28 protein-coding genes are annotated in these 26921 nt (G+C 69.1%); 22 read left to right on the plus strand and 6 right to left on the minus strand.

Features of this window, described 5'->3' with window-relative positions:
- The first annotated feature begins 51 nt into the window (after window positions 1–51).
- The 10 genes from dxr to AC1DB8_RS15815 all read left to right on the plus strand — a co-directional run bounded on the left by dxr (window position 52) and on the right by AC1DB8_RS15815 (window position 11031).
- Complete coding sequence (dxr, locus tag AC1DB8_RS15770; protein WP_476893547.1) at window positions 52–1236, plus strand: 1-deoxy-D-xylulose-5-phosphate reductoisomerase; 1185 nt, start codon at window positions 52–54, stop codon at window positions 1234–1236.
- Between the two features lie 40 nt (window positions 1237–1276).
- A complete protein-coding gene (locus tag AC1DB8_RS15775) occupies window positions 1277–2608 on the plus strand; it encodes a M50 family metallopeptidase (RefSeq protein WP_476893548.1) in 1332 nt (443 codons plus the stop codon).
- A gap of 180 nt (window positions 2609–2788) precedes the next feature.
- Entirely contained in the window at window positions 2789–3514 is a 726-nt protein-coding gene (locus AC1DB8_RS15780) for a MarR family transcriptional regulator (RefSeq protein ID WP_476893549.1), read from the plus strand.
- Window positions 3511–4035: a hypothetical protein gene (locus tag AC1DB8_RS15785; protein ID WP_476893550.1), complete on the plus strand. Its 525-nt coding sequence runs from the start codon at window positions 3511–3513 to the stop codon at window positions 4033–4035. The genes AC1DB8_RS15780 and AC1DB8_RS15785 overlap by 4 nt, the downstream gene beginning before the upstream one ends.
- 128 nt (window positions 4036–4163) lie before the next feature.
- On the plus strand, window positions 4164–4457 hold the full coding sequence (locus AC1DB8_RS15790) for a YciI family protein (protein WP_441419349.1): 294 nt from the start codon (window positions 4164–4166) through the stop codon (window positions 4455–4457).
- Window positions 4458–4519: 62 nt separating this feature from the next.
- Window positions 4520–5686, plus strand: coding sequence for a flavodoxin-dependent (E)-4-hydroxy-3-methylbut-2-enyl-diphosphate synthase (gene ispG, locus AC1DB8_RS15795; RefSeq protein WP_138769799.1), 1167 nt, complete (start codon window positions 4520–4522; stop codon window positions 5684–5686).
- Window positions 5649–6560 (plus strand): GNAT family N-acetyltransferase, encoded by a 912-nt coding sequence (locus tag AC1DB8_RS15800; protein WP_476893551.1) that lies wholly within the window; start codon window positions 5649–5651, stop codon window positions 6558–6560. Before ispG ends, AC1DB8_RS15800 begins: the two co-directional genes overlap by 38 nt.
- Window positions 6561–6936: 376 nt before the next feature.
- The gene (locus AC1DB8_RS15805; RefSeq protein ID WP_476893552.1) at window positions 6937–8748 is read left to right on the plus strand and encodes a proline--tRNA ligase; all 1812 of its coding nucleotides are present in this window, start codon (window positions 6937–6939) and stop codon (window positions 8746–8748) included.
- A 21-nt stretch (window positions 8749–8769) separates the two neighbouring features.
- Window positions 8770–9564, plus strand: coding sequence for a sulfite exporter TauE/SafE family protein (locus AC1DB8_RS15810; RefSeq protein ID WP_441419352.1), 795 nt, complete (start codon window positions 8770–8772; stop codon window positions 9562–9564).
- 72 nt (window positions 9565–9636) lie between these two features.
- Complete coding sequence (locus AC1DB8_RS15815; RefSeq protein ID WP_476893553.1) at window positions 9637–11031, plus strand: pyridoxal phosphate-dependent decarboxylase family protein; 1395 nt, start codon at window positions 9637–9639, stop codon at window positions 11029–11031.
- Here the strand turns inward: AC1DB8_RS15815 and AC1DB8_RS15820 are convergent.
- The 3 genes from AC1DB8_RS15820 to AC1DB8_RS15830 all read right to left on the minus strand — a co-directional run bounded on the left by AC1DB8_RS15820 (window position 11028) and on the right by AC1DB8_RS15830 (window position 14111).
- Window positions 11028–12110: an aminoglycoside phosphotransferase family protein gene (locus tag AC1DB8_RS15820; RefSeq protein ID WP_476893554.1), complete on the minus strand. Its 1083-nt coding sequence runs from the start codon at window positions 12108–12110 to the stop codon at window positions 11028–11030. The two genes, AC1DB8_RS15815 and AC1DB8_RS15820, sit on opposite strands and share 4 nt — an antisense overlap.
- 22 nt (window positions 12111–12132) lie before the next feature.
- Complete coding sequence (locus tag AC1DB8_RS15825; RefSeq protein WP_441419355.1) at window positions 12133–12864, minus strand: VIT1/CCC1 transporter family protein; 732 nt, start codon at window positions 12862–12864, stop codon at window positions 12133–12135.
- Between the two features lie 128 nt (window positions 12865–12992).
- Entirely contained in the window at window positions 12993–14111 is a 1119-nt protein-coding gene (locus tag AC1DB8_RS15830; protein WP_476893555.1) for a ferritin-like domain-containing protein, read from the minus strand.
- Between the two features lie 105 nt (window positions 14112–14216).
- Here AC1DB8_RS15830 and AC1DB8_RS15835 point away from each other — a divergent pair, with 105 nt between their 5' ends.
- The 7 genes from AC1DB8_RS15835 to AC1DB8_RS15865 all read left to right on the plus strand — a co-directional run bounded on the left by AC1DB8_RS15835 (window position 14217) and on the right by AC1DB8_RS15865 (window position 21105).
- Window positions 14217–14831 (plus strand): ribosome maturation factor RimP, encoded by a 615-nt coding sequence (locus tag AC1DB8_RS15835; RefSeq protein WP_441419357.1) that lies wholly within the window; start codon window positions 14217–14219, stop codon window positions 14829–14831.
- Window positions 14831–15811, plus strand: a complete 981-nt coding sequence (gene nusA / locus AC1DB8_RS15840; protein WP_175323181.1) for a transcription termination factor NusA — start codon at window positions 14831–14833, stop codon at window positions 15809–15811. Before AC1DB8_RS15835 ends, nusA begins: the two co-directional genes overlap by 1 nt.
- A 204-nt stretch (window positions 15812–16015) precedes the next feature.
- Window positions 16016–16357, plus strand: coding sequence for a YlxR family protein (locus tag AC1DB8_RS15845; RefSeq protein ID WP_441419358.1), 342 nt, complete (start codon window positions 16016–16018; stop codon window positions 16355–16357).
- Between the two features lie 152 nt (window positions 16358–16509).
- Window positions 16510–19386: a translation initiation factor IF-2 gene (gene infB / locus AC1DB8_RS15850; protein WP_441419359.1), complete on the plus strand. Its 2877-nt coding sequence runs from the start codon at window positions 16510–16512 to the stop codon at window positions 19384–19386.
- A 261-nt stretch (window positions 19387–19647) separates the two neighbouring features.
- Window positions 19648–20157: a 30S ribosome-binding factor RbfA gene (gene rbfA / locus AC1DB8_RS15855; protein ID WP_476893556.1), complete on the plus strand. Its 510-nt coding sequence runs from the start codon at window positions 19648–19650 to the stop codon at window positions 20155–20157.
- A gap of 154 nt (window positions 20158–20311) precedes the next feature.
- On the plus strand, window positions 20312–20761 hold the full coding sequence (trxA, locus tag AC1DB8_RS15860; protein ID WP_476893557.1) for a thioredoxin: 450 nt from the start codon (window positions 20312–20314) through the stop codon (window positions 20759–20761).
- A complete protein-coding gene (locus tag AC1DB8_RS15865; protein WP_441419362.1) occupies window positions 20758–21105 on the plus strand; it encodes a CU044_2847 family protein in 348 nt (115 codons plus the stop codon). The genes trxA and AC1DB8_RS15865 overlap by 4 nt, the downstream gene beginning before the upstream one ends.
- A gap of 38 nt (window positions 21106–21143) precedes the next feature.
- Here the strand turns inward: AC1DB8_RS15865 and AC1DB8_RS15870 are convergent, their stop codons facing one another.
- Window positions 21144–21341, minus strand: a complete 198-nt coding sequence (locus tag AC1DB8_RS15870; RefSeq protein ID WP_175323187.1) for a hypothetical protein — start codon at window positions 21339–21341, stop codon at window positions 21144–21146.
- A 94-nt stretch (window positions 21342–21435) separates the two neighbouring features.
- On the minus strand, window positions 21436–22599 hold the full coding sequence (locus tag AC1DB8_RS15875) for a pyridoxal phosphate-dependent aminotransferase (RefSeq protein WP_476893558.1): 1164 nt from the start codon (window positions 22597–22599) through the stop codon (window positions 21436–21438).
- An 81-nt stretch (window positions 22600–22680) separates the two neighbouring features.
- Between AC1DB8_RS15875 and truB the strand changes: the two genes are divergently transcribed.
- The 4 genes from truB (at window position 22681) to AC1DB8_RS15895 (ending at window position 25229) form a co-directional block, all read left to right on the plus strand.
- On the plus strand, window positions 22681–23658 hold the full coding sequence (gene truB, locus AC1DB8_RS15880) for a tRNA pseudouridine(55) synthase TruB (RefSeq protein ID WP_476893559.1): 978 nt from the start codon (window positions 22681–22683) through the stop codon (window positions 23656–23658).
- A 2-nt stretch (window positions 23659–23660) separates the two neighbouring features.
- Entirely contained in the window at window positions 23661–24014 is a 354-nt protein-coding gene (locus AC1DB8_RS15885; RefSeq protein ID WP_476893560.1) for a hypothetical protein, read from the plus strand.
- Window positions 24015–24036: 22 nt separating this feature from the next.
- Window positions 24037–24528: a hypothetical protein gene (locus AC1DB8_RS15890; protein ID WP_441419366.1), complete on the plus strand. Its 492-nt coding sequence runs from the start codon at window positions 24037–24039 to the stop codon at window positions 24526–24528.
- A gap of 320 nt (window positions 24529–24848) precedes the next feature.
- Window positions 24849–25229 (plus strand): MarR family winged helix-turn-helix transcriptional regulator, encoded by a 381-nt coding sequence (locus AC1DB8_RS15895; protein ID WP_441419367.1) that lies wholly within the window; start codon window positions 24849–24851, stop codon window positions 25227–25229.
- A 138-nt stretch (window positions 25230–25367) separates the two neighbouring features.
- On the opposite strand, the gene AC1DB8_RS15900 is transcribed toward AC1DB8_RS15895, so the two are convergent.
- A complete protein-coding gene (locus AC1DB8_RS15900) occupies window positions 25368–25958 on the minus strand; it encodes an NUDIX domain-containing protein (protein WP_441419371.1) in 591 nt (196 codons plus the stop codon).
- 313 nt (window positions 25959–26271) lie between these two features.
- Between AC1DB8_RS15900 and AC1DB8_RS15905 the strand changes: the two genes are divergently transcribed.
- Window positions 26272–26921 (plus strand): DUF222 domain-containing protein (locus AC1DB8_RS15905; protein WP_476893561.1); only part of this gene is annotated, 650 nt, incomplete at its 3' end.

Raw genomic sequence — 26921 nt, forward strand, 5'->3', positions numbered from 1 at the left:
CGCAAACACTGCCGTGACCTGCCACTTCGCGCGGTGCGGGATACTTAAGCCATGCAGCCGCGCACAATCGTCCTCCTCGGATCCACGGGGTCCATCGGCACCCAGGCCATCGACGTCGTCGACGGCGCCCCGCACCTCTTCGAGATCGTGGCCCTCAGCGCCGGCGGCGGCAACCCCGACCTCCTCGCCCGGCAGGCCGTGCACACCCGGGCCCGGGCCGTCGGCATCGCCAGCGGGGACGCGGTGGCGCTTCAACAGCTGATCGACGACGCCGCCCGCGCGGCCGGCGTCACCGGCTACCGTCCGGAGATCATCACCGGCCCCGACGCCTCCACCCGGATTGCGGAAATCCCCGCCGACGTCGTGCTCAACGGCATCACCGGCTCGATCGGGCTCGCCCCCACCTTGGCTGCGCTCAAATCCGGTGCCACGCTGGCTCTGGCGAACAAGGAATCCCTGATCGTGGGCGGAGCCCTGGTCAAGGCGGCCGCCCGCGAAGGCCAGATCGTCCCGGTCGATTCCGAGCACTCGGCGATTGCCCAGTGCCTGCGTTCCGGCACGGCCGCCGAGGTGGACCGGCTGGTGTTGACGGCCTCGGGCGGCCCGTTCCGCGGCATGACGCGGGAGCAGCTGCAGGACGTCACCCCCCGGGATGCCCTCGCGCACCCCACCTGGGACATGGGCCTGATGGTCACCACCAACTCCGCGAGCCTGGTCAACAAGGGCCTGGAAGTCATCGAGGCCCACCTTCTCTTCGACATCCCGCTGGAGCGGATCGACGTCGTGGTCCACCCGCAGTCGGTGGTGCACTCGATGGTCCAGTTCGTGGACGGTTCCACCATCGCCCAGGCCTCGCCGCCGGACATGCGGCTGCCCATCGCCCTGGGCCTGGGCTGGCCGGACCGGGTGGCCGGCGCCGCGCAGCCCTGCGACTGGAGCAAGGCCACCAGCTGGACCTTCGAGCCGCTGGACACCCGGGCGTTCCCCGCCGTCGGCCTGGCCAAGGACGCCGCCGGGCGGGGCAGCACCTTCCCTGCGGTCTTCAACGCCGCCAACGAGGAAGCCGTGACGGCCTTCCACGCCGGACGGATCCGATTCACCGATATTGTCGATACCATCGAAGCCGTCCTCAGTGAGCATTCAGGATCCTCCGGGCTGACGGTCGAATCCGTGCTGGATGCTGAACAGTGGGCACGTGCGCGGACGCTCGAGCGTTTGTCCGTGGGAAGTGCCTAAGAAGTAGCCCACCAGTGCCCAGGAAGTAGCAAAGCCCAGCATGAGCCCCGTTGTCCTCTTTATCCTCGGCGTCGTCTTCGTCGTGATCGGCATCGCCGTGTCCATCGCCCTGCACGAGGTGGGGCACCTGGTCCCGGCCAAGCTCTTCAAGGTGCGGGTCACGAAGTACATGATCGGCTTCGGACCCACCATCTGGTCCAAGCGCCGGGGCGAGACCGAGTACGGCTTCAAGGCGATCCCGCTCGGCGGCTTCGTTTCCATGATCGGCATGTACCCGCCGAACAAGGCCGACGGCAGCGTCCGGCCCTCCAGCACCGGCATGTTCCAGTCCCTCGCCGCCGACGCGCGTTCCCTGGCGCACGAGGAAATCGGTCCGGACGACGGGAACCGGGTCTTCTACCGGCTCCCGGTCTGGAAAAAGATCATCATCATGCTCGGCGGCCCCGCGATGAACCTGCTGATCGGCGTGGCGCTGACCGCCGTGCTGCTGATGGGCTTCGGCGTGTCCGCGTCCACCACCACCATCGCCGACGTCTCCAAATGCCAGGTAAAGGCCGGCGAGACCGTGGATCCGAACTCGGCCGACTGCAAGCCCACTCCCGCCGCCGCCGCGGGCCTCAAGCCGGGGGACCGCATCACCTCCTTCGACGGCAGGGCGGTCACCAGCTGGGAGGAGCTCACCGGCTGGATCCGCGCTTCGGCGGGCAAGCAGGTCGGCATCACGGTGGAGCGCGACGGCGCTCCGGTCGCCACCACTGTCACTCCGGTGCTGTCCTCGCGGCCGGTCGTCGGGGCGGACGGCCGGCAAGCCAAGGACGCCGACGGCAAGCTCCGCTACCAGGACGTCGGCTTCCTTGGCATCGGCGCCCAGACCGCGCTCGTGCAGCAGCCGGCGTCGGCCGTGCTGCCGCTGGCCGGCGAGAACATCAAGCAGATCGCCGGCGTCGTCGTGAACCTCCCGGCCCGCGTGGCCGGCGTGGCGCAGGCCGCCTTCAGCGAGGAGCCCCGCGACCCCAACGGTCCCATCAGCGTCGTCGGGGTGGGCCGCGTGGCGGGCGAGGTCGCCGCCATGGAACAGGTTCCGCTGCAGAGCCGGCTGGCCGCCTTGGTTGGGCTGCTCGCCGGGCTTAACTTCGCGCTGGCCGTGTTCAACCTTGTCCCGCTGTTGCCGCTCGACGGCGGCCATGTTGCCGGGGCGCTGTACGAGGGGGCCCGCCGCCAGATTGCCCGGCTGCTGGGCCGGCCGGACCCCGGTGCGTTCGACATCGCCAAGCTGCTGCCGGTGACCTACGTTGTGGCCGCGCTGCTGATGGGCATGGGCGCGCTGTTGATCTACGCGGACATCGTCAAGCCGGTCAACCTCTTCGGCTAGGCCGGCAACGTCCTGCCGGCCGGGCACCGCGGGCACCGGCCGCCGCGGGCTCCGCCCGCCCCAACCGGTAACCAGTTAACCGTGGGGGACTGTTTCGCTATTCTCAGCTTATTTCGGCTGATTTTGAATAATCAGTCCTAAATGGTTGATACATTAGGATCAGCCGCCTAGGGTTGGGCTATGTACGTGATGACCATCGATCAGCGCGGCAGCAGCACCGACGTCGACCGCGTCCCGGGGCTCCTGGCCGAACTTGTGCAGCTTTGCCCCGGCGCACGCTTCGAGCGCTCCGTCGGCGACGAGGTCCAGGGCGTGCTGGAACGCCCCGGCCAGGTCGTGGAGATTGCCCTGCACGCGCTCCGCAGCGGGCGCTGGTATGTGGGCATCGGCGTCGGGTCCGTGGACCTCCCGCTGCCCGCGAGCCCGCGGGAAGGCTCGGGGCCGGCCTTTGTCGCGGCCCGCCTCGCGGTGGAACGGGCCAAGTCCGCCTCCTCCCACGTCCCGCTCGCCGTCGTCTCCGGCGGCCGACGGCGGGGGAGTAGCGCCGGCCCGGCGGACGATTCGCCAGGCGCCCGTGAGTGCGCCAACGCGGAGGCCGTGCTGCGGCTGATCGGGCGCCTTGTCCAGGACCGCACCGCCGCGCAGTGGAAGGTGGTCGACGTGCTGCGCGGCGTCCGGCAGGGACTCGCCGGCGCCCACGGGACCCAGAAGATCGCGGCCAGGCAACTCGGAATCACGGAACAATCGGTGAGCCGCGCGCTGCTTCGTTCCGGTTGGCAGGAAGAATGGGCGGCGAGGCCTGCTGCGGAAATGCTGCTGGCCCTGGCCAACGGCCTGACCGCCGGGCCGGACAACGACGCCGGCCAGAACGCCGCCCGCCAAGCCCCTAGCGAAGGAGACCGGTGAACACCCTCTGGATCACGCTGGCCCTGCTGATTGCCGGGTTCGCCGGCTGGCCGGTCACCGCCTTGGTGTTCCGGCTCGCCCGGACCATTGATGACCGCTCGGACAGCCGGGCCGACGCCGCCGGCGGTTCCCGTACCCCTGACAGTCCCGACGCGGACGGAACGGTCGACGGCGAGATCACCCGGCCTGCTGCGGCGCCGTCCCTGCCCGCGGAGGACGGCGCCACCCCGGAGGCTGCTGCGGACGGCACCGGACCGGTGCCCGCGGTTCCGGGAGCCGGCACCCGCATCCTGCGCGGCGGCGCGATCATCGGCGTGCTCGAACGGTTGGCGGTCTGCCTGGCCATCCTGACCGGCCAGCCCGTCGCGATCGCCTACGTCGTGGCGATCAAGGGCCTCGGACGCTTCGCGGAGCTGAAGGAAACGCCGGTGGCCGCGGAACGGTTCATCATCGGCACCCTCACCTCGCTGCTGTGGGCGGCCGGAGTCGCGGCCCTCGCCAAGGTGCTTTTCCTCGGCTGAGACGCCCGTCCCGGCGGAAACGGCGCCAGGCGGCGCAAACGGAAGCCGGGCCGGCGTCGGACATCCCCGACAATGCGAACGGGCCCGGGCGGATGGGAACCGGGCGGGCAGGGCGATAGGGTAGCTGTATGACTGTTTTTGCTGTTGAGTACGTTTACGATGCCGAATCCGCCGAAGCCCGGGACGCTGCCCGTCCCGCGCACCGCGAATGGACCGCCGCACTTGCGCAGGAGGGCACCATCCTGGCCAGCGGCCCCTACTCGGACGGCGCCGGCGCCCTGCTCATCTTCAAGGCCGCGGACGAAGAGGCCCTGAATGAGCTGCTCAAGCAGGACCCCTTCGCCGGTGCCAGCGCTATCTCCGGCACCCGTACGATGGCTTGGGCTCCGCTGACCGGCCTGTTGGCCGGCCCTGCGGCCTAGCCCGCACCGCCAATCCCGCCATCGATCCATCGACCTAGAATTCGATTCACAGAGGAGTCCACGTGACCTCGGTCAGCCTGGGAATGCCGTCGGCACCGCCCCCCGTTCTTGCCCCGCGCCGGAAGACCCGCCAGATCAAGGTGGGCTCGGTCGGCGTCGGTTCCGACTCGCCGATCAGCGTGCAGTCGATGACGACGACTCCGACCACGGACATCAACGCCACCCTGCAGCAGATCGCCGAACTCACGGCCTCAGGCTGTGACATTGTCCGGGTGGCCTGCCCGTCCGCGGACGACGCCGAGGCCCTGCCGATCATTGCCAGGAAGTCGCAGATTCCGGTGATCGCGGACATCCACTTCCAGCCGAAGTACGTGTTCGCCGCGATTGAGGCCGGCTGCGCGGCCGTCCGCGTGAACCCGGGCAACATCCGCAAGTTCGATGACCAGGTCAAGGAAATCGCCCGTGCGGCCAAGGACCACGGCACCTCTATCCGGATCGGCGTCAACGCCGGGTCGCTGGAGCCGGGCATCCTGAAGAAATACGGCAAGGCCACCCCCGAAGCCCTCGTCGAATCCGCCGTCTGGGAAGCCTCGCTCTTCGAAGAGCACGGCTTCCACGACTTCAAGATCTCGGTCAAGCACAACGACCCCGTGATCATGGTGGCCGCCTACGAAATGCTGGCGGAAAAGGGCGACTGGCCGCTGCACCTCGGCGTGACCGAGGCGGGCCCGGCCTTCCAGGGCACCATCAAGTCCGCCACCGCCTTCGGCGCCCTGCTCTCCCGCGGGATCGGCGACACCATCCGGGTTTCCCTTTCCGCACCGCCGGTGGAGGAAATCAAGGTGGGCAACCAGATCCTGCAGTCCCTGAACCTGCGCCCGCGCAAGCTCGAGATTGTTTCCTGCCCCTCTTGCGGACGTGCCCAGGTGGACGTCTACACGCTGGCCGAGCAGGTCACGGCCGGACTGGAAGGCATGGAAGTCCCGCTGCGCGTCGCCGTCATGGGCTGCGTCGTGAACGGTCCCGGCGAGGCCCGGGAAGCGGACCTCGGCGTCGCCTCCGGCAACGGCAAGGGCCAGATCTTCGTGAAGGGCGAAGTCATCAAGACTGTTCCCGAAGACCAGATTGTTGAAACACTGATCGAAGAGGCCATGCGTCTCGCTGAAGAGATGGGGGAGTCCGATGGCGAAGATGCTGTCCAGGGTAGCCCCGTGGTTAGCGTCTCGTAGGGACGGCGCCGCAACCGGCGCCGCCACTGGCCTCACCGCCGGCCTCACCGTCAGGGTCCTGGCGGGCGCGGACACCCGTGCCCTGCTGGACCTGGCCCGGCAGGACGCCGTCGCCAACGTCTTCATTCTGTCCCACCTCGAGACCGCCGGGACGGCGTCGCCCACCGCCGGCGGCGCCAGCATCTTCGGCGTGTTCGACGGCGGCGCCCTGGTCGGCGCCTGCTGGGCCGGCGCCAACCTGGTGCCGGTGCAGCTGGATCCGGAGCTGGCCGGCCCGGTGGCAGCCGCGGCGCACCGCGCAGGCCGCCGCTACGCCTCCATCTTCGGCCCCGCCGAGGCGGTCCTGGCGCTCCATGCCGCGCTGGAGCAGTTGGGCCATTCCGCCCAGGAAATCCGCAGCGAGCAGCCACTCCTGACCATCGCCGGGCCGCCGGCCGTCGAGCCCAACCCTGCGCTTGGCTTCGGCCACCTCGCCGACTTCGACCGGATCCTGCCCGCCTGCGCGGCCATGTTCGAGGAGGAAGTGGGCTATTCGCCTTACCTGGGCGGCCGCGAGTACTACAGCCGCCGGGTCAAGGGCCTGATCCGGGCCGGCCACTCGCTGGTCCATCTGGGTCCGGACGGCGACGTGGTGTTCAAGGCCGAACTCGGTGCGGTGACACCGGAGGTCACGCAGGTGCAGGGCGTCTGGATGAACCCGGCCTCCCGCGGGCTGGGCCTGAGCGCCGGCTACATGGCCGCCGTCGTGGTCCTCGCCCAGACCCTGGCGCCTGTCACGAGCCTGTACGTCAACGACTTCAACACCCGTGCCCGCGCCAGCTATGAGCGGGTGGGTTTCCACCAGGTGGGAACTTTTGCGACCGTGCTCTTCTAGACACGTTCGTGACAGCCATTTATGACAGAAATCTGGTTGCAGACTCTTGTTTTAGCGACTTGGATCACATAGGTTCTAGCTAGCCGCGCCGTGCAGGCGCGTGCGGTCTCAGGGGGAAACCAACCATGGGCTGCGGGTGCCACCCGGCAGGGCAGCATCAGTCAACCCGGCAGCCTTGGACTTAGCGGCACTGGGGTCGCAGGGGCCACGCCATCACAGGATGACCAGCCGGAAACGGCCAGGGGCTTCCGTGTCATGGCGTGGCTCTTCCATTTCCGGAAGGGAACCCGGGCCCCGGCTTGGCGGTAGATTAGTCTCTGGACATTTTCGTACCTACCCAGTCCACCCGCACTTCCTCAGAAACGGATACCTCCCAGTGGTCCTTCGACTCTCAAAGCTGTTCCTGCGCACCCTGCGTGAAGACCCCGCCGACGCCGAAGTGGCCAGCCACCGGCTGCTGGTCCGGGCCGGCTACATCCGCCGCGCGGCCCCGGGCATCTACACCTGGCTGCCGCTGGGGCTGAGTGTGCTGCGCCGGGTGGAGCAGATCATCCGTGAGGAAATGACCGCCATCGGCGCGCAGGAAGTGCATTTCCCCGCGCTGCTGCCCAAGGAGCCCTACGAGGCGACGAACCGCTGGACCGAGTACGGCGACGGCATCTTCCGGCTCAAGGACCGCAAGGGCAATGACTACCTGCTGGCTCCCACGCACGAGGAAATGTTCACCCTGCTGGTCAAGGACCTGTACTCCTCGTACAAGGACCTGCCGCTGAGCATCTACCAGATCCAGAACAAGTACCGCGACGAGGCCCGTCCCCGGGCCGGCCTGCTGCGCGGCCGCGAATTCATCATGAAGGACTCCTACTCCTTCGACGTCGACGACGCCGGCCTGGACGCCAGCTACGCCGCACACCGCGGCGCCTACCTGAAGATCTTCGAACGCCTCGGCCTGGAGGTCATCCCGGTCACGGCCACGGCCGGCGCCATGGGCGGGTCCAAGAGCGAGGAATTCCTGCACCCGACCGAGATCGGCGAGGACACCTTCGTGCGCTCCGCCGGCGGCTACGCAGCCAACGTCGAAGCCGTCACCACCGTTGTCCCCGCGGACATCGACTTTTCCAACGCCCCGGCCGCGGAGGTCCGCGACACCCCGGACACGCCGACGATCGAAACGCTCGTCGACGCCGCCAACGCCCTGGCTCCCCGCAGCGAGGCCGACGGCGGCGCCTGGACCGCCGCGGACACGCTCAAGAACGTGGTCCTCGCCGTGACCCTGCCCACCGGTGAACGCCAGCTCGTCGTGATCGGCGTGCCGGGCGACCGCGGCGTGGACCTCAAGCGCGTCGAAGCGAACATCGGCGCCTTCCTGCCCATCGGCGGCGAGATCACGCTCGAGGCAGCCAACGAGGAAGACCTCAAGAAGCAGGCCCTCCTGGTCAAGGGCTACATCGGCCCCGGCCTGTCCCTGGACTCGCCGCTGCTCGGTGCCGAAGCCGCCTCGAAGCTGCTCTACCTCGTTGATCCCCGCGTGGTCCGCGGGACCGCCTGGGTCACCGGCGCCAACGAGGCCGGCAAGCATGTCTTCGGCCTGGTCGCCGGCCGCGACTTCGGCTGGGACGGCGTAATCGAGTGCACCGAGGTGCGCGCCGGCGACGAAGCCCCCGACGGTTCCGGCCCGCTGGAAACCGCCCGCGGCATCGAGATGGGACACATCTTCCAGCTAGGCCGCAAGTACGCCGAGGCCCTGGACCTGAAGGTCCTGGACCAGAACGGCAAGCAGGTCGTCGTGACCATGGGCTCTTACGGCGTCGGCGTCACCCGCGCGGTGGCCGCCCTGGCCGAATCCAACCACGATGACAAGGGACTGGTCTGGCCGCGCGCCGTCGCTCCGGCCGATGTCCACGTCGTCGCGGTGGGCCGCGGCGAGGAGATCTTCGCGGCCGCCGAGCAGCTGGCCCTCGACCTGGAGGCCGCCGGCCTCGAGGTCATCTACGACGACCGCCCCAAGGTGTCCCCGGGCGTCAAGTTCGGCGACGCCGAACTCGTGGGCGTCCCCACCATCCTCGCCGTCGGGCGCGGGCTGGTGGACGGCGTCGTGGAGATCAAGGACCGCCGCAGTGGCAACGCCGAGAACGTGACCGTTGACAAGGCCGTTGATTACGTGGTCAACGCCGTCCGAAACAACTGACCCGCCCCGGCGTTGCAGGGAATGGTTTCCGGACTTGAGTCGATCCAGCTCGGCACGCTCATCCTGGTGGTGGTGGCCGGTTTCGCCGCCGGCTGGGTCGACGCGGTGGTGGGCGGCGGCGGGCTGATCCAGCTCCCGGTCATGCTGCTGATCCCCGGGATCAGCCCGGTGCAGGCACTGGCGACGAACAAGATGGGTTCCATCTTCGGCACCACCACGAGCGCCGTCACCTTCTACCGGCGCGTGCGGCCGGACCTGCGCACCGCGGTGCCGATGGCGGTGATCGCCCTGGCCGGCAGCTTCGGCGGGGCGGTGCTGGCGGCGACCCTGCCGGCCAGCGTGTTCAAGCCGATCATCGTGGCGGCGCTGGTCGCCGTCGCCCTGTTCACCGCCTTCCGTCCCAACGTGGGCGAGCTGACCAGGCTGCGGCACGACGGCCACCGGCACTATGTCGTGGCCTGCCTGATCGGCGCCGTCATAGGCTTCTACGACGGCATGATCGGCCCGGGCACCGGTTCCTTCCTGATCATCGCGCTGGTCTCCGCGATGGGCTACGCCTTCCTGGAGGCCAGCGCCAAGGCCAAGATCGTCAACATGGCCACCAACGCCGGCGCGCTGATGTTCTTCCTGCCGCACGGTTCGCTGCTGTGGGGGCTCGGGCTGGTCCTGGGCGCAGCGAACATGGCCGGCGGCTACCTCGGCGCCCGGACCGCCGTCAGCCGGGGCAGCAAGTTCATCCGGATCGTCTTCCTCGTAGTGGTGGGCGCGCTGATCCTCAAGCTCGGCTCCGACGTCTGGCAGGACGCCTTCGCCTGAAGGACCACGGCCCCCCGGCGCCGGCACCTCCAAGCACTCCCGGACCGGCGCGGCCAGGCGTAGCATGCAGCTATGCCTGACGGTCCGGACCCTTACCGCGCTGCCCTGGAAGCCGCCGTGCGCCACGCCCACGAATGGCTGGACAGCCAGTCCAGCCGCAAGGTGGCGCCCAGCGCCACCGCAGCGGAACTGGCGGCCGAGTTCGGCGGCCCGCTGCCGGAGACAGGAACCCCCGCCGCCGAAGTGGTGGAGCACCTTGCGGCCAGGGCGGAACCCGGCCTGATGGCCATGCCCTCCGGCCGCTTCTTCGGCTGGGTCATCGGCGGCACGCTTCCGGCCGCGCTGGCGGCCGACTGGCTGGTCAGCGCCTGGGACCAGAACGCCGTACTGCGCTATGCCGCGCCAGCGGTGTCCGCGATCGAGGAAGCCGCCGGGAACTGGCTCGTCGGACTGCTCGGACTTCCAGCGGAGTCCGACGTCGGCTTCACCACCGGAGCGACCATGGCGAATTTCGCCGGGCTCGCCGCGGCCCGCTGGCGGCTGATGACCGACGCGGGCTGGGACCTTGAACGGGACGGGCTCTTCGGCGCCCCCAGGATCCGCTGCCTGGTGGGCAGGGAACGGCACGACTCCGTGGACCTGGCGCTGCGCTACCTCGGGCTCGGGACGCCCACCCCGGTTCCGTCGGACCGGCAGGGACGGATCATCCCGGCCGAACTGGAACGCCAACTCGCCGAGGGCTCCGGTCCGGCCCTCGTCTGCCTGCAGGCCGGGAACCTTCACTCCGGAGCCTTCGACCCGTTTGCCGAGGCAGTCAGGGTGGCGAAGGAGCACGGCGCCTGGGTCCACGTGGATGGCGCCTTCGGGCTCTGGGCCGCCGCCGTGCCCGAACTCGCCGGCCTGACGGCGGGCATGGGGCTGGCCGATTCCTGGGCTACCGACGCGCACAAGACCCTCAACGTCCCCTACGACTGCGGCATCGTCGTGGTCCGGGACCGCACGGCTCTCCGCTCGTCGCTGGGAGTGCACACGAGCTACCTGATCCAAGCCGGGGACGGGGCGGGGGATCCGCTGGAAACCGTCCCGGAGCTCTCCCGACGGGCCCGCGGCGTCCCAGTGTGGGCGGCGCTGAAATCGCTCGGGCGCACCGGGGTGGCAGAGCAGGTCCGCAGGCTGGCCCAGCGCGCCGCGCAGCTCGCCGAACGACTCGCCGGGCTGGACGGAGTCGAGGTGCTCAACGACGTCGGCTACACCCAGGTCTCGCTGGCCTTCGGCGACGACGCGAGCACGCGCGCCGTGACGGCCCGGATCATTGCCGAGGGCCGGGTCTGGATGTCCGGCTCACGCTGGCAGGACCGGGACATCCTGCGGATTTCGGTAAGCAACTGGAGCACGGACGACGACGACGTGGCAGCCGTCGTCGACGCCGTGCGGGACGCTGTGGCAGCGGTCCGGGGGCACCGCTAGGGCTGGCCCGGCTGGTGGATGGCATCCCCGGGCGCCGGCAGCTCCTGCGGCCCGGGCAGGCCCTCGAGGGTGTTCCCGGCCAGGGTGCTGGCGACCCACAGCGAGCGGGCCAGGTCGCCGTCGTGGTTCCGTTTGGCCGCGTACCACAAGGCGTTGTCCACCTCGCGGGCCAGGGCCCATTGCCGGGCGGTCTCGCCGTCGAGGCCGGCGGCGGAGCTGAAGTCCAGGCAACGCTGCAGCAAGGCTTCGCCGGCGCCGGACCGCGGCAGCTCGGCCAGACGGTTCCAGAGCAGCGGGGCCACCCCGAACTCCGCTTCGCCGATCATGGGCTGCGGGTCGATCGCCTTGAAGTCCCCGGGTTTGAAGTCCCCGGGCGCCGCCGGGGCACCCGGCACGGCGAGGATGTTCAGGAAGTGCAGATCCGTGTGCACCAGCACGTCCGTGCCGGACCGCCGGCCGACGGCGCCGCGGGTCTGGCAGACCTCCAGGGCGGCCTCCAACAGCCAGCGAGGGAAGGGCCGGCCCAGCCGTTCCCAGCTCTCCGGGAGTTCGTCGCTCCATTGCTCGGCGCGGGCCGCCACATGATCGAACTCGCGCCACTCCGGCCGGCCGTCCGGCGGCAGGCTCAGCTGGTGGACGATGCCGCCCCAGACGTCCGCGGCGGCATCCAGGGGAACGTCCTGCAGCGAGCGCCCGGCGTCGAGCCGCTCAAGTAGCAGCGCGCCGGCTTCGGGGTCGGATGCAAGGGCCAGGACGGCGCCCCGGCCGCCCCACAGCGCCAAGGCGTGGCGTTCGACCAGTGCTTCCTCGTGCGGATAGGCAAGTTTCAGGACCGCCGCTGAGCCGGCCCGCTGGGGCCCAGTCCCGCCGTTATCAGGGCGGCGGCGCACCGGGACCACGACGGCGCCGTGGCCGTGCCAGGGCAGCACGCCGGAGGCGAGGTCAGGCTCGAGCTGCCATTGTTCCAGGCAGCGTCCGATCAGCCGGGGGAGTGACGCCAGCCAGGACCGGCCCTCGGCACTGTTGCCGTAGCGGCCGGTGAGGCCGGGCGGGATCGGGACGGCTGCTGGCGTTCTCATCGCCTCCAGCGTAGTGGCTGGCCTAGGCAGTGATGCCGCTGGCGCCCAGCCAGCTGCCGATCAGGAAGGTCGCCGCCAGTGCCGCGGCACCGCCGATTACCACCCGGACGGCTGCCTTCATCTTCGAGCCGCCGCCAATCCAGGCACCCATGGCTCCGGTCGCCGCGAGGGCCACGAGCACGGCCGCGAAGGTCAGCGGGACACGGATGTTTTCCGGCGGCAGCAGGATGGCCAGCATCGGCAGGATGGCGCCGACCAGGAAGGCGACGGCGGAGGCGAAGGCCGCGTGCCAAGGACTGACGATGTCCGTCTCGTCAATGTGCAGCTCGGCCGACAGGTGCGCGGCCAGGGCATCGTGCGCGGTCAGCTCGGTGGCCACCGTTCGGGCGGTTTCCGGGCTGAGTCCCTTGCCCTGGTAGATGGCGGCCAGCTCCGCCAGTTCCTCCTCGGGCTGTTCGGCCAGCTCGCGGCGTTCCTTCTCGACCAGCGCCTGCTGGCTGTCCTTCTGGCTACTGACCGAGACGTACTCGCCCAGGGCCATGGAGATGGCGCCGCCCACGAGCGCCGCGGAGCCGGCGATGAGGATCGGCCCCGAATCCGTGGTCACACCGGCGACGCCGACGACGACCGCAGCGACCGAGACGATGCCGTCGTTGGCGCCTAGAACCCCGGCCCGGAGCCAGTTGAGCCGGTGCGCGATGTCGTTGTGGTGGGGCTCGTTGTCATGAAGTGCTGCTGCTCCGCTGGTTTCCATGCCTACAGCAAATCATCAGCTGGCGCCGCGGGCCAGTATTGGAAGGCTAAGCAAGGTAAGCAGGACCTTGGTCGTCCGGGGGAGAACCGGCCCGGGACGCCTTGACGCGGACACGTCCGCGGCCAGCCTCAGCCCGCGGGCAGGGAGGGGAACGACGCCGGATCCGCGCCCAGCCCCGGCACCGCTCCCGGGTCCGCGCCCCAGAGGGCGGCGCGGCGCGCAGCGCCCAGCAGCCCCGCGACGGCCCACTTCCGGGTCTCGCCGTCGCTGAGGGCCACGAGGTCCCCGTAGGCGGGCAACGTGGCGGCCTCCAGCGCGGCCAGGCCGGGCCCCGGGGAAGCCAGGAACGACGGGTCCAGGGCGTAGCCGGGTTGCCGTGGAGGGATTGGGGCACACTGCGACCGGCTCAGGGATTCCGCCCCGGAGACCAGCGCTTCGTGCCGCGCGAGCTGATCGGCGGCCGACCTGGCCGCTGCACCGTTCAAGCGGGTCAGGGCCACCTGGTAGCCGTAAACGGTCTCCAGCTCGGTGCTGACCAGGGCTGCCAGGGCGCCCGGCAGCCCGGCGTTCCCGGCTGCGGCTCCGGGGCTGCTGGCGGGCGCGGCCGAGGGCGACGCCGTCGCAGCGGAGCAGGATCCGGCGGGGGCCGCTTCCAGTGCGGCCGCCCCCGGGGCGGGCACCGAGCCAGCAGGGTCGGGGGCGCCGGCCGCGGCGGCGAGGGCGGAGGACTGAAGCAGCTGAGCGGTCCCGACAGCAGCCAGCAGCCGGGCCATCCCGCCGTCGGCCGCGGCTGCATCGCTGAGCCGCTGCCGTCCGCTCTTTGCGAGGTCCGCGGCGAGCCTGGCGGCGTCGGCGGGGGGTGAAGAAGCCGCCGCAGAAGTAGCCGCCGTTGCCGGCGCGGCAGCCGGCGCCTGGCCTGGGCGCAGCAGTGCCCGGGCCTGGGTTGTCAGCAAACTCACAGTCCGCGTGAGGGCGGCCCGGGCGGCAGCCGGCGCGGCGGGGCGGCCGGTGCCGGTGGGGGCGGCGCCGAGCTGCTCGCCGGCGGTCCGCAACTGCAGGGTATCGGCCAGGGCGGCGGCCCGCGCCTGCTCCGAGAAGGGCGGTTCCGGTGGTTTCGGCGGATTTCCGGGCCTAAACGCGATACCCAGGCTCACCACCACGAGGGCGAGGCAGACGAGGAGGGCCAGCCGGGGAAGGTGCCGGGGAACCCGGAGCCGCCGTCGTTCTTCCCTGCTGTCGTCTTTCACAACAGACCATGTTGTCATGCCGGCCGGGAAGTGGGTGCACCACGTCGCCGGGAATATCGCTACGCTAGTAGACACAACATCATCTAGCGGGAGGCGGGCGGCATCATGACCAACGCAGAAGCCACGACTTCGACAGACCGGACCGGGACGGGGAAGGCTGAAGCCGCACCCGCTCACAATCTGGAGGCCGAGCGCCTGTACGCGCTCCTCGAGCCTGCAGTCCTGGCAAACCGGCTGTACCTGGAGGACGTTTCCATCCACATTGCCGGCGCCAACCGGGTGGTCCACGTGGTGGTGGACCTGCCGCAGGAGGAGACCGGCGGCGTCAGTCTTGACGTCATCGCCGAGATTTCGAAGACTCTCTCGGACATCCTGGACAACGATCCGAGCACCGACTCGCGCCCCTACGACCTTGAGGTCTCCTCGCCCGGCGTCGGGCGGCCGCTCACCGAGGAACGGCACTGGTACCGCGCCCGCGGACGGCTCGTCACGGTCAACGTGATCCAGGGCGACAACGTCACCGGCCGCATCCAGTCCGTCGACGACGGCGGCGTGACCTTGGTTCCGGAGCTGGCCGTCAAAAAGGGGATGAAGCCCAAGCAGGGCGAACCCGTCAAACTTCCTTTCGACAGGATCCGTAGTGGAAAAGTCGAGATAGAGTTCAGCCACCTCGAAGAGGCCGGTCTGGAGAACGACAATGGACCTTCCGAGGAGGCCTAATGGATATTGACATGAGCGCACTGAGACTCCTGGAGCGTGAGCGCGAAATCCCGCTGGATCTCCTGATTCCGACCATCGAGCAGGCCCTGCTGGTGGCCTACCACAAGACCCCGGGGGCCTTCGAGAAGGCCCGTGCAGAGCTGGACCGCAAGAGCGGCCACGTGACGATCTGGGCCACCGAAATCGACGACGACGGCGCGCCGATCGGCGAGTTCGAGGACACCCCGGCCGGCTTCGGCCGCATCGCGGCAAGCACAGCGCGGCAGATCATCCTGCAGCGCCTTCGCGACGCCGAGGACGACAACGTGCTGGGCCAGTTCAAGGGCCGCGAGGGCGAACTCGTCGCGGGCACCATCCAGCAGGGCAACAACCCGCACATGATCCAGGTCAACCTCGGAACGGTGGAGGCGCTGCTGCCGCCGCCCGAGCAGGTTCCAGGCGAGAAGTACACCCACGGCAACCGGCTCCGCGCTTTCGTGATCGACGTGCACCGCGGTACCAAGGGCCCCTCGATCACGCTGTCCCGGTCCCACCCCGGGCTGGTCCGGAAGTTGTTCGAGCTGGAGGTCCCGGAGATCGCGGACCGCTCGGTCGAGATCGTCGCGCTGGCCCGCGAGGCCGGCCACCGCACCAAGATCGCGGTGAAGGCCAACACCCCCGGCATCAACGCCAAGGGTGCCTGCATCGGCGAAATGGGTTCGCGTGTCCGGGCCGTGATGACTGAACTGAACGACGAAAAGATCGACATCGTCGACTACAGCGACGATCCCGCCTCGTTCATCGCCAGCGCGCTCTCGCCGTCACGGGTGAATTCGGTCACCATCACGGATGAGGCCACCCGGTCCGCCCGCGTGGTCGTCCCGGACTACCAGCTCTCCCTGGCCATCGGCAAGGAAGGCCAGAATGCACGCCTGGCCGCCAAGCTCACCGGATGGCGGATCGACATCGTCTCCGACGCCGCGGAGAACCGCGACAAATAGCACCGGACCGGGGCCGTCCCGCGGCACCGCACCCGTGGCCCCTCCGGGGTTCCCGCGTAGCCCCCATTTCGGGCGACGGGGGCCGGAGGGGCTAGAATAGACATGACCGCGCCTAACGGCCGGTGTCCGCGTGCCTTCGACGCGACCGGTTTTCCGACCGGGAGCCGGGGCCGGCAGATGCGTACTGGCAGGAAGATACTCGTAGTGGCAGAAGTGCAACACCTCGGGAATCAGCCGCAGCGCACCTGCATCGGATGCCGGAAGAAGGGTCTGCGGTCGGAGTTAGTCCGGCTCGTCGCCGACGCCAGCGGTTCATCCGCTGTCGTGGTGGATGAACGACGCCGGATGGCTGGCCGGGGTGCATGGCTGCACCCCAGCGAAAAGTGCCTGGCACTGGCGGTCAAACGTCGAGCGTTCGGACGCGCCCTCAATGGCGCTGCCGGAACCGCCGACGTCGAACGCCGGATCATGGCAGGCACGCAAGCAGTGGACACCCCGGTGGCCGCAGCAACAACCGTCCAACCTGAAAGCGGGTCAGAAAACTGATGGAAACCCGATGAGTTCCCAGCGATGAGTGCGCAACGATGACAACTTTGTTGCGCTCTGCAATGGGCCTTTCAGCTGCAATCGCGGCGGAGGCCCGCAGTAAGAAGTAGACGGTTCGTGCCTGGCTCGGTGCGGACCGAGACAGGAGAAATGTGGCCAAGGTCCGCGTACATGAGCTTGCAAAAGAGCTCGGTATTACTTCCAAAGATGCAGTAACCAAACTGCAGGAACTGGGCGAATTCGTTCGCTCCGCCTCTTCCACCATTGAGGCCCCCGTTGTGCGAAAACTCCGCAACGCCTACCCCGACGCGCCTGCGGCTCCGAAGTCCGAAGCGCCCGCGTCCGCCCCCAAGGCCAGCCCCGCAGCGACACGACCGGCGCCCGCGCCGGCTCCGGCCGCGCCGAAGGCCGCCGAAACCAAGACTGAAGCCCCGGCTCCGTCGGCTCCCTCTGCTCCGGCCGAGGCGCCCGCAGCAGCGGCACCCGCCGCCGCTCCGGCTGCCGAGGCCCCGGCGGCTCCGTCCTCCGGCGCCAAGCCCGGTGCACGTCCGGCACCGAAGGCCGAAACCCCGGCTGCTCCGGCACGCCAGGGCGGCTCGGCGCCGCGTCCGGGCGGACCCCGTCCCGGCAACAACCCGTTCGCTACGTCCCAGGGCATGCCCCGCGGCCGCGGCGGCGACAACGAACGCACCTCCCGTCCGGGCAACAACCCGTTCGCTCCTTCCCAGGGCATGCCGCGTCCGGGCGGAAGCCGCACCGAGGGCGAACGCCCCGGCGGCCCCCGTCCCGCAGCCGGCGCTGGTGGTCCCCGTCCGGGCGCACCGCGTCCGGCCGGCGCTGCCGGTGCACGTCCGGGCGCTCCGCGTCCGGCCGGCGCTCCCGGCGCCCGTCCCGGAGCCGGCGGAAACCGTCCGACTCCGGGCATGATGCCTAACCGCACCGAACGTCCCGCACCCGCTGGTGCCGGCCGTCCCGGCGGCGGCGGCCGTGGTCCGGGCCGCCCGGGTGGCGCTCCCGGAACCGGTGCTCCCGGTGCCGGCGGCGGCGCTCCGGCCGGCGGTGGCTTCGGCAAGGGTGGCCGCGGTCGCGGTGGCACCCAGGGTGCCTTCGGCAAGGGCGGTGCAGGCCGCGGCAAGCAGCGCAAGTCGAAGCGTGCCAAGCGCCAGGAACTCGAGCAGATGAGTGCCCCGTCGCTGGGTGGCGTGAGCGTACCCCGCGGCGACGGCAACACCATTGTCCGGCTCCGCCGCGGCTCGTCCATCACGGACTTCGCCGACAAGATCGAGGCAAACCCCGCCGCACTGGTGACGGTCCTGTTCCACCTCGGCGAAATGGCCACGGCCACGCAGTCGCTGGACGAGGAAACCTTCGCCCTGCTGGGCGAGGAGCTTGGCTACAAGCTCCAGGTCGTCTCGCCGGAGGACGAGGAGCGCGAGCTGCTCTCCGGCTTCGACATTGACTTCGAAGCGGAGCTGGAAGCCGAAGGCGACGAGGAGCTTGAGGCTCGTCCGCCGGTAGTTACCGTCATGGGCCACGTTGACCACGGTAAGACCCGGCTGCTCGATGCCATCCGCAAGTCCGACGTTATGGCGGGCGAGCACGGCGGCATCACGCAGCACATCGGTGCGTACCAGGTCACGCACAACCACGAGGGCACCGATCGCAAGATCACCTTCATCGATACTCCGGGCCACGAGGCGTTCACCGCCATGCGTGCCCGTGGTGCGAAGGTCACCGATATTGCCATCCTCGTGGTGGCAGCGGACGACGGCGTTATGCCGCAGACCATCGAAGCGCTCAACCACGCCCAGGCGGCCAACGTGCCGATCGTCGTGGCCGTGAACAAGATCGACAAGGAAGGCGCCAACCCGGAAAAGGTCCGCGGCCAGCTGACCGAGTACGGCCTGGTTCCGGAAGAGTACGGTGGTGACACCATGTTCGTTGAGGTCTCTGCCCGCCAGAACCTCAACATCGACGAGCTGCTCGAGGCAGTCCTGCTCACCGCGGACGCCGCCCTCGACATGCGCGCCAACCCGAACAAGGACGCCCGCGGTATCGCGATCGAAGCCAACCTGGACAAGGGCCGCGGTGCGGTCGCTACCGTCCTGGTCCAGTCCGGCACGCTGCACGTCGGCGACACGATCGTGGCAGGCACGGCCCACGGCCGCGTCCGCGCCATGTTCGACGACGACGGCAGCGCGCTGACCGAGGCCGGCCCGTCCCGCCCCGTTCAGGTGCTGGGTCTGTCCAACGTCCCGCGCGCCGGTGACACCTTCTTCGTGACCGCTGACGAGCGCACCGCCCGCCAGATCGCCGAGAAGCGTGAAGCCGCAGACCGCAACGCCGCCCTGGCCAAGCGCCGCAAGCGCATCAGCCTGGAAGACTTCGACCAGGCCGTCGCCGAAGGCAAGATCGACACCCTCAACCTCATCCTCAAGGGTGACGTGTCCGGTGCGGTTGAAGCCCTCGAAGACGCGCTGCTCAAGATTGATGTCGGCGAAGGTGTCCAGCTCCGCGTTATCCACCGCGGTGTCGGTGCGATCACGCAGAACGACGTCAACCTGGCAACGGTCGACTCCGCCGTCATCATCGGCTTCAACGTCAAGCCCGCCGAGCGTGTTGCCGAACTGGCAGACCGCGAAGGCGTGGACATGCGCTTCTACTCCGTCATCTACGCAGCAATCGATGACATCGAAGCAGCCCTCAAGGGCATGCTCAAGCCGGAGTACGAAGAGGTCCAGCTTGGTACCGCCGAGGTCCGCGAAGTGTTCCGTTCTTCCAAGTTCGGCAATATTGCAGGCTCGATCGTCCGCTCCGGTGTCATCCGGCGCAACGCGAAGGCCCGCATCACCCGCGACGGCAAGATCATCGGCGACAACCTCACCGTTGAGACGCTCAAGCGCTTCAAGGACGACGCAACCGAGGTCCGCACGGACTTCGAGTGCGGTATCGGCCTTGGCTCGTACAACGACATCAACGAAGGTGACATCATCGAGACCTTCGAGATGCGCGAAAAGCCGCGCGTCTAAGTCGGTCCGCCTGATGGCGAGTCAGCAGTAACAGGTGCGGGGCCGTTGGATTCTTTCCGGCGGCCCCGCCCCTGCGCTGGGCGGCCAACGTCTGACGACGTCGGCCGCCCAGCTCCGGCAGGCCCGATGCCACTCCCAGGCCGCCGGAAAGAATCCAACGGGAGTCCGTCGTAGGCTTGACTTAGGCGCGTGGCACCAAACTCACCAATGTGCGGCATTCGTTTCGGCGTCGTCGTACATCCAAATTTTTTAGGAGTGGAAATGGCTGATCCCGCACGGGCTGCCAAGTTGGCGCAGCGGATTAAGGTTGTCGTCGCTGAGGCTTTGGGCCGGAGGGTGAAGGATCCCCGGTTGGAAGGCGTGACCGTAACCGACGCGCGTGTGACCAACGATCTGCAGCACGCGACCGTCTACTACACCGTCTTCGGCGACGAGGTGGCCCAGGCCGACGCGGCCAAGGGCCTGGAGAAGGCCAAGGGTGTGCTGCGCCAGGAAGTCGGCCGCAACATCACCGTCCGATTGACGCCGACGCTGGAATTCGTGGCCGACCAGATCCCCGTGGTGGCCTCGAACCTTGAGGAACTGCTGCGTGAGGCCAAGAAGCGCGACGCCGAGGTTGCGGCCCTGGCCGCCAGCGCCAAGCACGCCGGCGACGCCGATCCGTACAAGAGCGACATCCCGGAGGACGTCGAGCTCGACGAAGACGACTTCGACGAAGAGGACACTGACCTCACCGCCGACGGCGACGTCGACGAGGACAGCAACAAGTAACCCCAGCACCGCCAGAACTGGCCGGACCCGGAAACGGGCCCGGCCAGTTCTGTGTCCGCCGGGGCTCCGGAGGACTTTGGACTCTATGCCCGGTGCCGGCCCGAGCGTCCCATGGAGGCATGACTGCGGGCAAGTGGAACGGCGGCGACCGGCCGTGACGACGACGCTGCTCAAGTGCCCCCTCTGCGGCACGACCAACCGCATACCGGCCGCTGCGGCCGGGCACCCGCGCTGCGGCAAGTGCCGCCGGGACCTGCCGTGGATTGTCGAGGCCGGCGACGCAGACTTTGCCGCCGTCGCGGAGCGGTCCCCGGTGCCCGCCCTGGTGGACTTCTGGGCGGCGTGGTGCGGCCCATGCCGGATGGTCAGCCCGGTACTGGACAAACTGGCGCAGGAACGGGCCGGCCGGGTCAAACTCGTCAAGGTGGATGTGGACAAGTCTCCGGAGCTTTCCCGGCGCTTCGATGTGCAGGCGATTCCCACCATGCTGGTGATCGCCAACGGCAAGGTCGTGGCACGGCAGGCGGGAGCCCCGCCGGCTGCTGCCCTGCGCAGTTGGCTGGACGGTGCGCTGGCAGCCCGGCCCGAAGGGAGCAAGCAATGACTGAAATCCTGCGCTACGAGGTCGGGTCGGGAACGGTGCTGGTGGAGGTCGAGGAAGGCAGCTTCGGCGTCGAACGGCCGGCGCGAAACGAACTCGGCATCCTCGACGCCGGCCGGCGGCTTGAAGACGCCCTTGCCGCGGTGAGGCCGGCAGCCAGGGCCGCTGCCGACGTGATGAGGGAGCTCGCTCCCGAACATCTCGAACTTCAATTCGGGGTGAAGCTGGCCGGCGAAGCGGGGGCCATCATCGCGAGGAACTGCTCCGAGGGACACTTCATCGTCAAGATGTCCTTCAGCGCGGCGCAGGCGCCGCTGCCGTTGCCGGAAGACGAAATCCGGCTTTGAGCCGGTAACCCTGATCCGGATCGGCCGGCGTCGCTGCCTCAGCGCCGCCGTCGGGCGCCCAGGCCGCCCAGCAGCGGGGAGCCCATCCCCAGCAGGAAGCCGAAGTCATACCAGTTGCCGGCCCGCCCCATGTTGTAGAAGGGGAACTCCCGCCAGGCCCCGAAGACGTGGGCGATCAGCACAATCCAGGCCGTGAGCCCGTTCCAGATGCCCCACAACAAGTCCTGCCACCACATGAGGTCCTCCTCCCGGGCCAGCCGCGCACCCGCCGTGAATCCGCCCGCACCCGCGTTTGGTCAGGCTACTGCCTGGCGCGCCCGGGCGGTAGGACTAGACGGCCGGGTCGCGGGCAGGGAGCCGGCCCAGGCCTTCCACAAGCTCCGCCTGGCTGCCGCACAGGGCAATCCGGATCCAGCCTTCGCCGATGGAGCCGAACGCGGTGCCCGGGGCGAAGGACACTCCGGAGTCCCCGAGGAAGCGCCGCACCCAGGCCCGAACGTCTCCGCCGCTGACGTGCGAGACGTCGGCCCAGAGGTAGAAGGCGCCCTGCGCGGTGAGGAACGGGATGCCCTTGGACTCCAGCACGGCGGAGGCGGCGTCCCGATTGGCCCGGTAATGCGCGTGGGCGTGGCTGACGTAGTCCTGCGGGCCGGTCAGGGCTGCCAGCGCGGCATACTGCGAGGGCGACGCGACGCAGGAAACGATCGCCTCCATCACGTTGTTCATCTGCTGCTCGATCCCCGGCGGGCAGATCAGCGCACCGATGCGCAGCCCCGTAAGCCCGTAGGTCTTGGACAGGGTCAGGGAGGTGAACACCCTGGCCTCGCCGGGAACGTCGCTGTCGAAGCGGGCCGGGCTGATGTGCGGTACGTCATAGGTGAAGGCCTCGTAGCACTCGTCCGAGATGATCCAGAGATCGTGCCGCCGGGCCAGCTCCAGGAGGCTGCGGGTGAGTTCCTCGCCCAGCACGGCCCCGAGCGGGTTGGACGGGGAATTGAGGATCAGGACCTTGGTCCGCGGCGTGATCAGCGCTTCGATGTCTTCGATCCGCGGCTGGAAGTCGTGGTCCGGGTAGAGCGGGTATCCGACCGGGACGGCATGCAGCAGGCTGGCCGTCATCGCAAAGGTCGGGTAACCCGGATTGGGGATCAGGATTTCGTCGCCGGGGGAGAGCAACAAGGTCATGGCAAAGTGCAGGCCCTGCTGCGCGCCGTCGACGACGTACACCCGTTCGGCGCCGACCGGCGTCGCATTGTGCTCGCGGAATCTGGCTGCGAAGGCTTCCCGCAGCGCCGGAATGCCGGCATTGGGGGTGTAGTTGGTCTCGTCACGGTCCAGGCAGGCCATCCCGGCCTCGAGGATGTGCCGGGGGAGGGCAAAGCCCGGCTCGCCGATGCTCAGCACGATCGCGCCGGGCGTGTGCCAGGCGGCCTCGGTGATTTCGCGGATCTGGTTGACGGGAACGTCGCGGACGTGGGCTGCAAGCTCGGGCATGTCTGCCATCCTAGCCGTGGCCGGCTGCCAGGCCCGGGCGTCCGCGCCGGGGGCCGTCCCGGCGCGGATATACTGGGAGGCGTGCTTTCTGGACTGGTAATAGTGGATAAGCCGCAAGGCTGGACCAGCCACGATGTGGTTGGACGGATGCGGCGGATCGCCGGTACCCGAAAGGTGGGCCACGCCGGAACGCTGGACCCCATGGCAACCGGGGTGCTGGTGCTCGGCATCAACAAGGCGACCCGCCTGCTGACCTACATCGTGGGCACCTCCAAGACCTACACCGCCACCATCCGCCTTGGCGAGTCGACCGTCACGGACGACGCCGAAGGCGAGGTCACCGCAACCCGCAGTGCCGCCGCGGTCACCGAGGAAGGCATCCGGGCCGGCGTCGCCGCCCTGACCGGCGAGATCCAGCAGGTTCCCAGCAGTGTCAGTGCCATCAAGGTCAACGGTGAGCGTGCCTACGCCCGCGTCCGTTCCGGGGAAGATGTGAAGCTCGCCGCACGGCCTGTGACGATCTACCGCTTCGACATCCACGAACTCCGCCGCACGCAGGACGGCGAAGCCCTGGACTTGGACGTGACCGTGGAGTGTTCCTCCGGCACGTACATTCGTGCCCTCGCCCGGGATCTCGGCGAGGCCCTCGGTGTTGGAGGCCACCTCACCGCCCTGCGCCGGACCCAGGTTGGCCCCTACAGCCTGGAGCAGGCGCGCACCCTGGAGCAGCTGGCCGAGGAATTGGACGTCCTGGAGATGTCTCAGGCAGCCCGGGCGCTCATGCCCAACCGGGAGCTCACGGCGGAAGAAACCACGGAACTGTCCTTCGGCCGCAGGATCGCGGCGGGTGCCGCTGCCGGCACGCCGGACGCCGCAACGCCGGAGAAGCCCGCGGCCGCGTTCGCGCCGGACGGCTCACTCGTGGCGCTGCTGGCCGACGCCGGAAGCTATGCCAAGCCCGTGCTGGTCTTCGCGCCGGACAATGAAAAACCGGCCGCCGGGAAGACTGCCTCCGTGACGCCTTCCTCCGCGCCTTCCTCCGCAGAGCCGGCGGGCTAGCCTTGGACGCGTATTTCTACATCATCCTGGTGGTAGGGCTGCTCTCCACCCTCCTTTGCGTCGGTGCCGGCATCCTGAAGAAGGCCCCGAACGATGCGACAATCCTCTCGGTGGCCGCCGTCGAACTGTCCCTGCTGGTCTATCTGGTGGGTTCGATTATCCGGGTCGCGTCGGGGGAGCACATCGCGGGGGAGCCCTGGGAGTTTTGGGGCTACTTGGTCACAGCGCTGATGCTCCCGGTCGGCGCGGTGTACTGGGCCATCCTGGAACGCACCCGGTGGAGCAATTTCGTGCTGGCGGCTGTCGGCGTCACCGCGCTGGTGATGGCGGCCCGAATGAACCAGATCTGGTACTGACGTGGAAGAGGCAAAGAAGAACATGACGGCTTCACAGCACACTGGCGGCGACGCCGGGACCACCGCCGGGCAGCCGAGCGAAACCGCCGCCGGGACCGCCCGCCCGGCGTCGAAGGATACCCGCAACACCGGACCGGGCCGGCTGCTGATTGCTGTCTATGCGGTGTTCGCGCTCTCGGCAACCGCCCGGGCCGGGTACCAGATCCTCACCAAGTTCTCCGAGGCGCCGCTTGCCTACCTGCTGTCCGCCTTCGCCGCCGTCGTCTACATCGTGGCGACCGTGTCCCTCGCGAAGGCCGGCCGGACCTGGTTCAAGGTGTCCGTGACCGCCGTCCTGGTCGAGCTGATCGGGGTTCTGGTGGTCGGAGCGCTCAGTCTTTTCGATGCGGTCAACTTCCCGCACGAGACGGTTTGGTCCTTGTTTGGCCGCGGCTACGGCTTCATCCCGCTGCTGCTGCCGATCCTTGGCCTCATCTGGCTTTACCGCCGCCGCCCGGCGCCCAAGCAGGCCTGACCCGGCTTTCCGCCCAACCGATGGAGCCCCCGACGTGGGGCTACTTGCCGTGCCCCGGCGGCGCCGAATAGTAAGCAGACTTGCCAAATACATAGTAAGCATGCTTATGGTAGGACCGGAGTGCGGCGTGTGATAGCCGCGCACCTTAAGTTTGTCCACCGGAGCGAGGGAGGCATCATGAGCATTGTGAACGCCGTTCCCCGAGCAACATGGGAACCGAAAAGAGCAGGCAAAGGGCGCCGGTCCGGGTGCCGCGGATGAGCGAGAGCGCGGACAATAATCCGGCCACTAAGAGGTGGCGGACGGATCAGCTCTTATCCATGGCCGCACGGGTGGTAGAGCGGCGCAAGGACCAGGCCCTGGCGGCGCTGGGCCTGTCGCACGCCGCCGTGATAGCCCTCCAGGGTTTGGCCGGGGGGCCGTTGAACCAGGAGCAGCTGGCGCGCCGGATCGCGGTCCAGAGCCAGTCCTTGGGGAAGGTGCTCGGCCGGCTCGAAGAGTCCGGCCTCGTCACCCGAACCAGGGACCAGCGCGACCGCAGGCAGTTCTCTGTGGCCCTGACGACGTCGGGTATCGCCGCGCTGGCGACTGCGCATCGGATCGAGCGCGACGCGCTTCCCGAGGACCTGGAGGGCTGGACCACGCTGCAGCAGGATCTTGCCAGGATACTGGCCGCCTTCGAGGTCCCGGGCCGGTACTGAGCGCTGCTCTTTCCTGCGGGGACACCCTGCTGTGATTGGCTGAGAGTCTTACTGGCCAGCTGCACGGCCCAGGCGTCCGTTCGACGGCGGAGCCGCTGGCCTTAGCGCCACGTGGCGCCGCCGTCGTCGTCGCTGGCGTTACTTGCCTGACGTGCCTGACGTGCCGGCTCCGTCACTATCGCGGCGGTCACCTTCGCGGGGAGCCTGAAGCCTGCGACGCAGCGCGGGCCACGCGGCCGCAAACCCCGGGTGGAGCTCTTTGTCGCCCACACCCTCAAGGCTGACCCACTGCAATTCAAGGCTTTCCGGGTCGCTAATGGCCGGTTCGAAGGGCTCGACGACCTGGGCGGCCACGGTCGTGTAGGACCAGTACCCGACGTCGAACACCGAGGTGAACAGCACGCGGACGGATTCGGGCGGTACCGCGGCCTCCTCGTTGGCCTCCCTGAGCGCGCCGTTGACGGCGTCCTCACCCTGATGCAGGGCGCCGCCGGGAAGTCCCCACGTTCCGCCCTGGTCGCTCCAGGTGGCGCGGTGCTGCAGCAGCACACCCTTCGCAGCATCATGGACGAGCAGTCCCGCGGAGCCGAAGCGGCCCCAGAAGCGGCCGTGTTCGCCTTCCACCCAGGCATCGCCGGGGTCCCGCGGTCCGAGCGGCCGGCGGGGCTCGAGGTACGGGTTGCGCGGGGGCGTTTCCTGCTCTTCCGGCTTTGCGCTTGCGGCCGACAGATCTTCAGCGGGGTCCTGTTGGGCTGGCTGCGGGGAGACTGAGCTGTCCATCCGGCTAGTCTGTCATGCCGCCGTCTGGCGGATCCGGGCCGCGTGTGAGCTGTTTCAAAATGTGTCCTACCCTCCTGCTTGGATTGGTCCATGGGAATCAGTGCCGCGGTCGCCTTTGCTCCAGGCGGCCGGGTGGTGATGTCCGGGGGTTTTCCGTGGCCGGTCCCGTGCAGGTTCCGCGCCGCTGCCGCCCCCGTCCTAAGAGGGCGACGGCTGTTCCGGTGCGGGCAATAATGTCGTAGGTCCACGGCAGAATTGATTCATGGGAACCAGTGCAGCCCTCATTGCTCGGCCGGCCGGCTGGCCGGGCGATGATGTCCGCCGGGGTCGGTCACTGCGTAGCGTTCTGGGACAGCTACGGGAGTTGACCGCGACGGCGGCCGGGGATGCGGCGCTGTTCGGGTTCGGTGAGGCCGTGGAGTTCGCCGCCGGGGTCGAAGAGGCTGCCCGGGCCTTGGAATACCTGCAGGTTGTTGCTGCCGGGGCGGTGAACCGGACCCGCAAGGAGGCTGCCGCCGAGAACGCCCCGGTCCTCGATGACGGCTACCGCAAGACCGGCGAGTTCCTGCGGGACCGGCTCCAGATCACCGCCGTCGAGGCCCACCGCCGGCTGGCCCTGGCCGGGGACGTGTTGCCGCGGACCGGGATCACCGGCCAGCCGCTCCCGCCCCTGCGCGAGGAACTCGCCGACGCCGTGGCCGCCGGTACGGTCCCGTCGCGGTCCGCGACCATCATCACCCTCGCCCTGGCCCGGGTGCGGCCGCTGTGCGATGCGGAGACGGCCGCCCGGATGGAACATGCCCTGACCCGGACCGCAGTGGAGCACGACCCGGATTTCCTGGCCCGGGTCGCGAGGCGCTGGACGGACGCGATCGACCAGGACGGCGCCGAACCCTCCGAGGAGGTCCTGCG

This window comes from Arthrobacter sp. 10N410 (assembly GCF_056394945.1).

What these genes read in the sequence shown, in the direction of transcription:
- dxr (WP_476893547.1), top strand. Translation starts at nt 52, where the DNA reads ATGCAGCCGCGCACAATCGTCCTCCTCGGATCCACGGGGTCCATCGGC.
- AC1DB8_RS15775 (WP_476893548.1), top strand. Translation starts at nt 1,277, where the DNA reads ATGAGCCCCGTTGTCCTCTTTATCCTCGGCGTCGTCTTCGTCGTGATC.
- AC1DB8_RS15780 (WP_476893549.1), top strand. Translation starts at nt 2,789, where the DNA reads ATGTACGTGATGACCATCGATCAGCGCGGCAGCAGCACCGACGTCGAC.
- AC1DB8_RS15790 (WP_441419349.1), top strand. Translation starts at nt 4,164, where the DNA reads ATGACTGTTTTTGCTGTTGAGTACGTTTACGATGCCGAATCCGCCGAA.
- AC1DB8_RS15800 (WP_476893551.1), top strand. Translation starts at nt 5,649, where the DNA reads ATGCTGTCCAGGGTAGCCCCGTGGTTAGCGTCTCGTAGGGACGGCGCC.
- AC1DB8_RS15810 (WP_441419352.1), top strand. Translation starts at nt 8,770, where the DNA reads ATGGTTTCCGGACTTGAGTCGATCCAGCTCGGCACGCTCATCCTGGTG.
- AC1DB8_RS15815 (WP_476893553.1), top strand. Translation starts at nt 9,637, where the DNA reads ATGCCTGACGGTCCGGACCCTTACCGCGCTGCCCTGGAAGCCGCCGTG.
- AC1DB8_RS15820 (WP_476893554.1), bottom strand. Translation starts at nt 12,110, where the DNA reads ATGAGAACGCCAGCAGCCGTCCCGATCCCGCCCGGCCTCACCGGCCGC.
- AC1DB8_RS15825 (WP_441419355.1), bottom strand. Translation starts at nt 12,864, where the DNA reads ATGGAAACCAGCGGAGCAGCAGCACTTCATGACAACGAGCCCCACCAC.
- AC1DB8_RS15835 (WP_441419357.1), top strand. Translation starts at nt 14,217, where the DNA reads ATGACCAACGCAGAAGCCACGACTTCGACAGACCGGACCGGGACGGGG.
- nusA (WP_175323181.1), top strand. Translation starts at nt 14,831, where the DNA reads ATGGATATTGACATGAGCGCACTGAGACTCCTGGAGCGTGAGCGCGAA.
- rbfA (WP_476893556.1), top strand. Translation starts at nt 19,648, where the DNA reads ATGGCTGATCCCGCACGGGCTGCCAAGTTGGCGCAGCGGATTAAGGTT.
- AC1DB8_RS15865 (WP_441419362.1), top strand. Translation starts at nt 20,758, where the DNA reads ATGACTGAAATCCTGCGCTACGAGGTCGGGTCGGGAACGGTGCTGGTG.
- AC1DB8_RS15870 (WP_175323187.1), bottom strand. Translation starts at nt 21,341, where the DNA reads ATGTGGTGGCAGGACTTGTTGTGGGGCATCTGGAACGGGCTCACGGCC.
- AC1DB8_RS15875 (WP_476893558.1), bottom strand. Translation starts at nt 22,599, where the DNA reads ATGCCCGAGCTTGCAGCCCACGTCCGCGACGTTCCCGTCAACCAGATC.
- AC1DB8_RS15890 (WP_441419366.1), top strand. Translation starts at nt 24,037, where the DNA reads ATGACGGCTTCACAGCACACTGGCGGCGACGCCGGGACCACCGCCGGG.
- AC1DB8_RS15895 (WP_441419367.1), top strand. Translation starts at nt 24,849, where the DNA reads ATGGCCGCACGGGTGGTAGAGCGGCGCAAGGACCAGGCCCTGGCGGCG.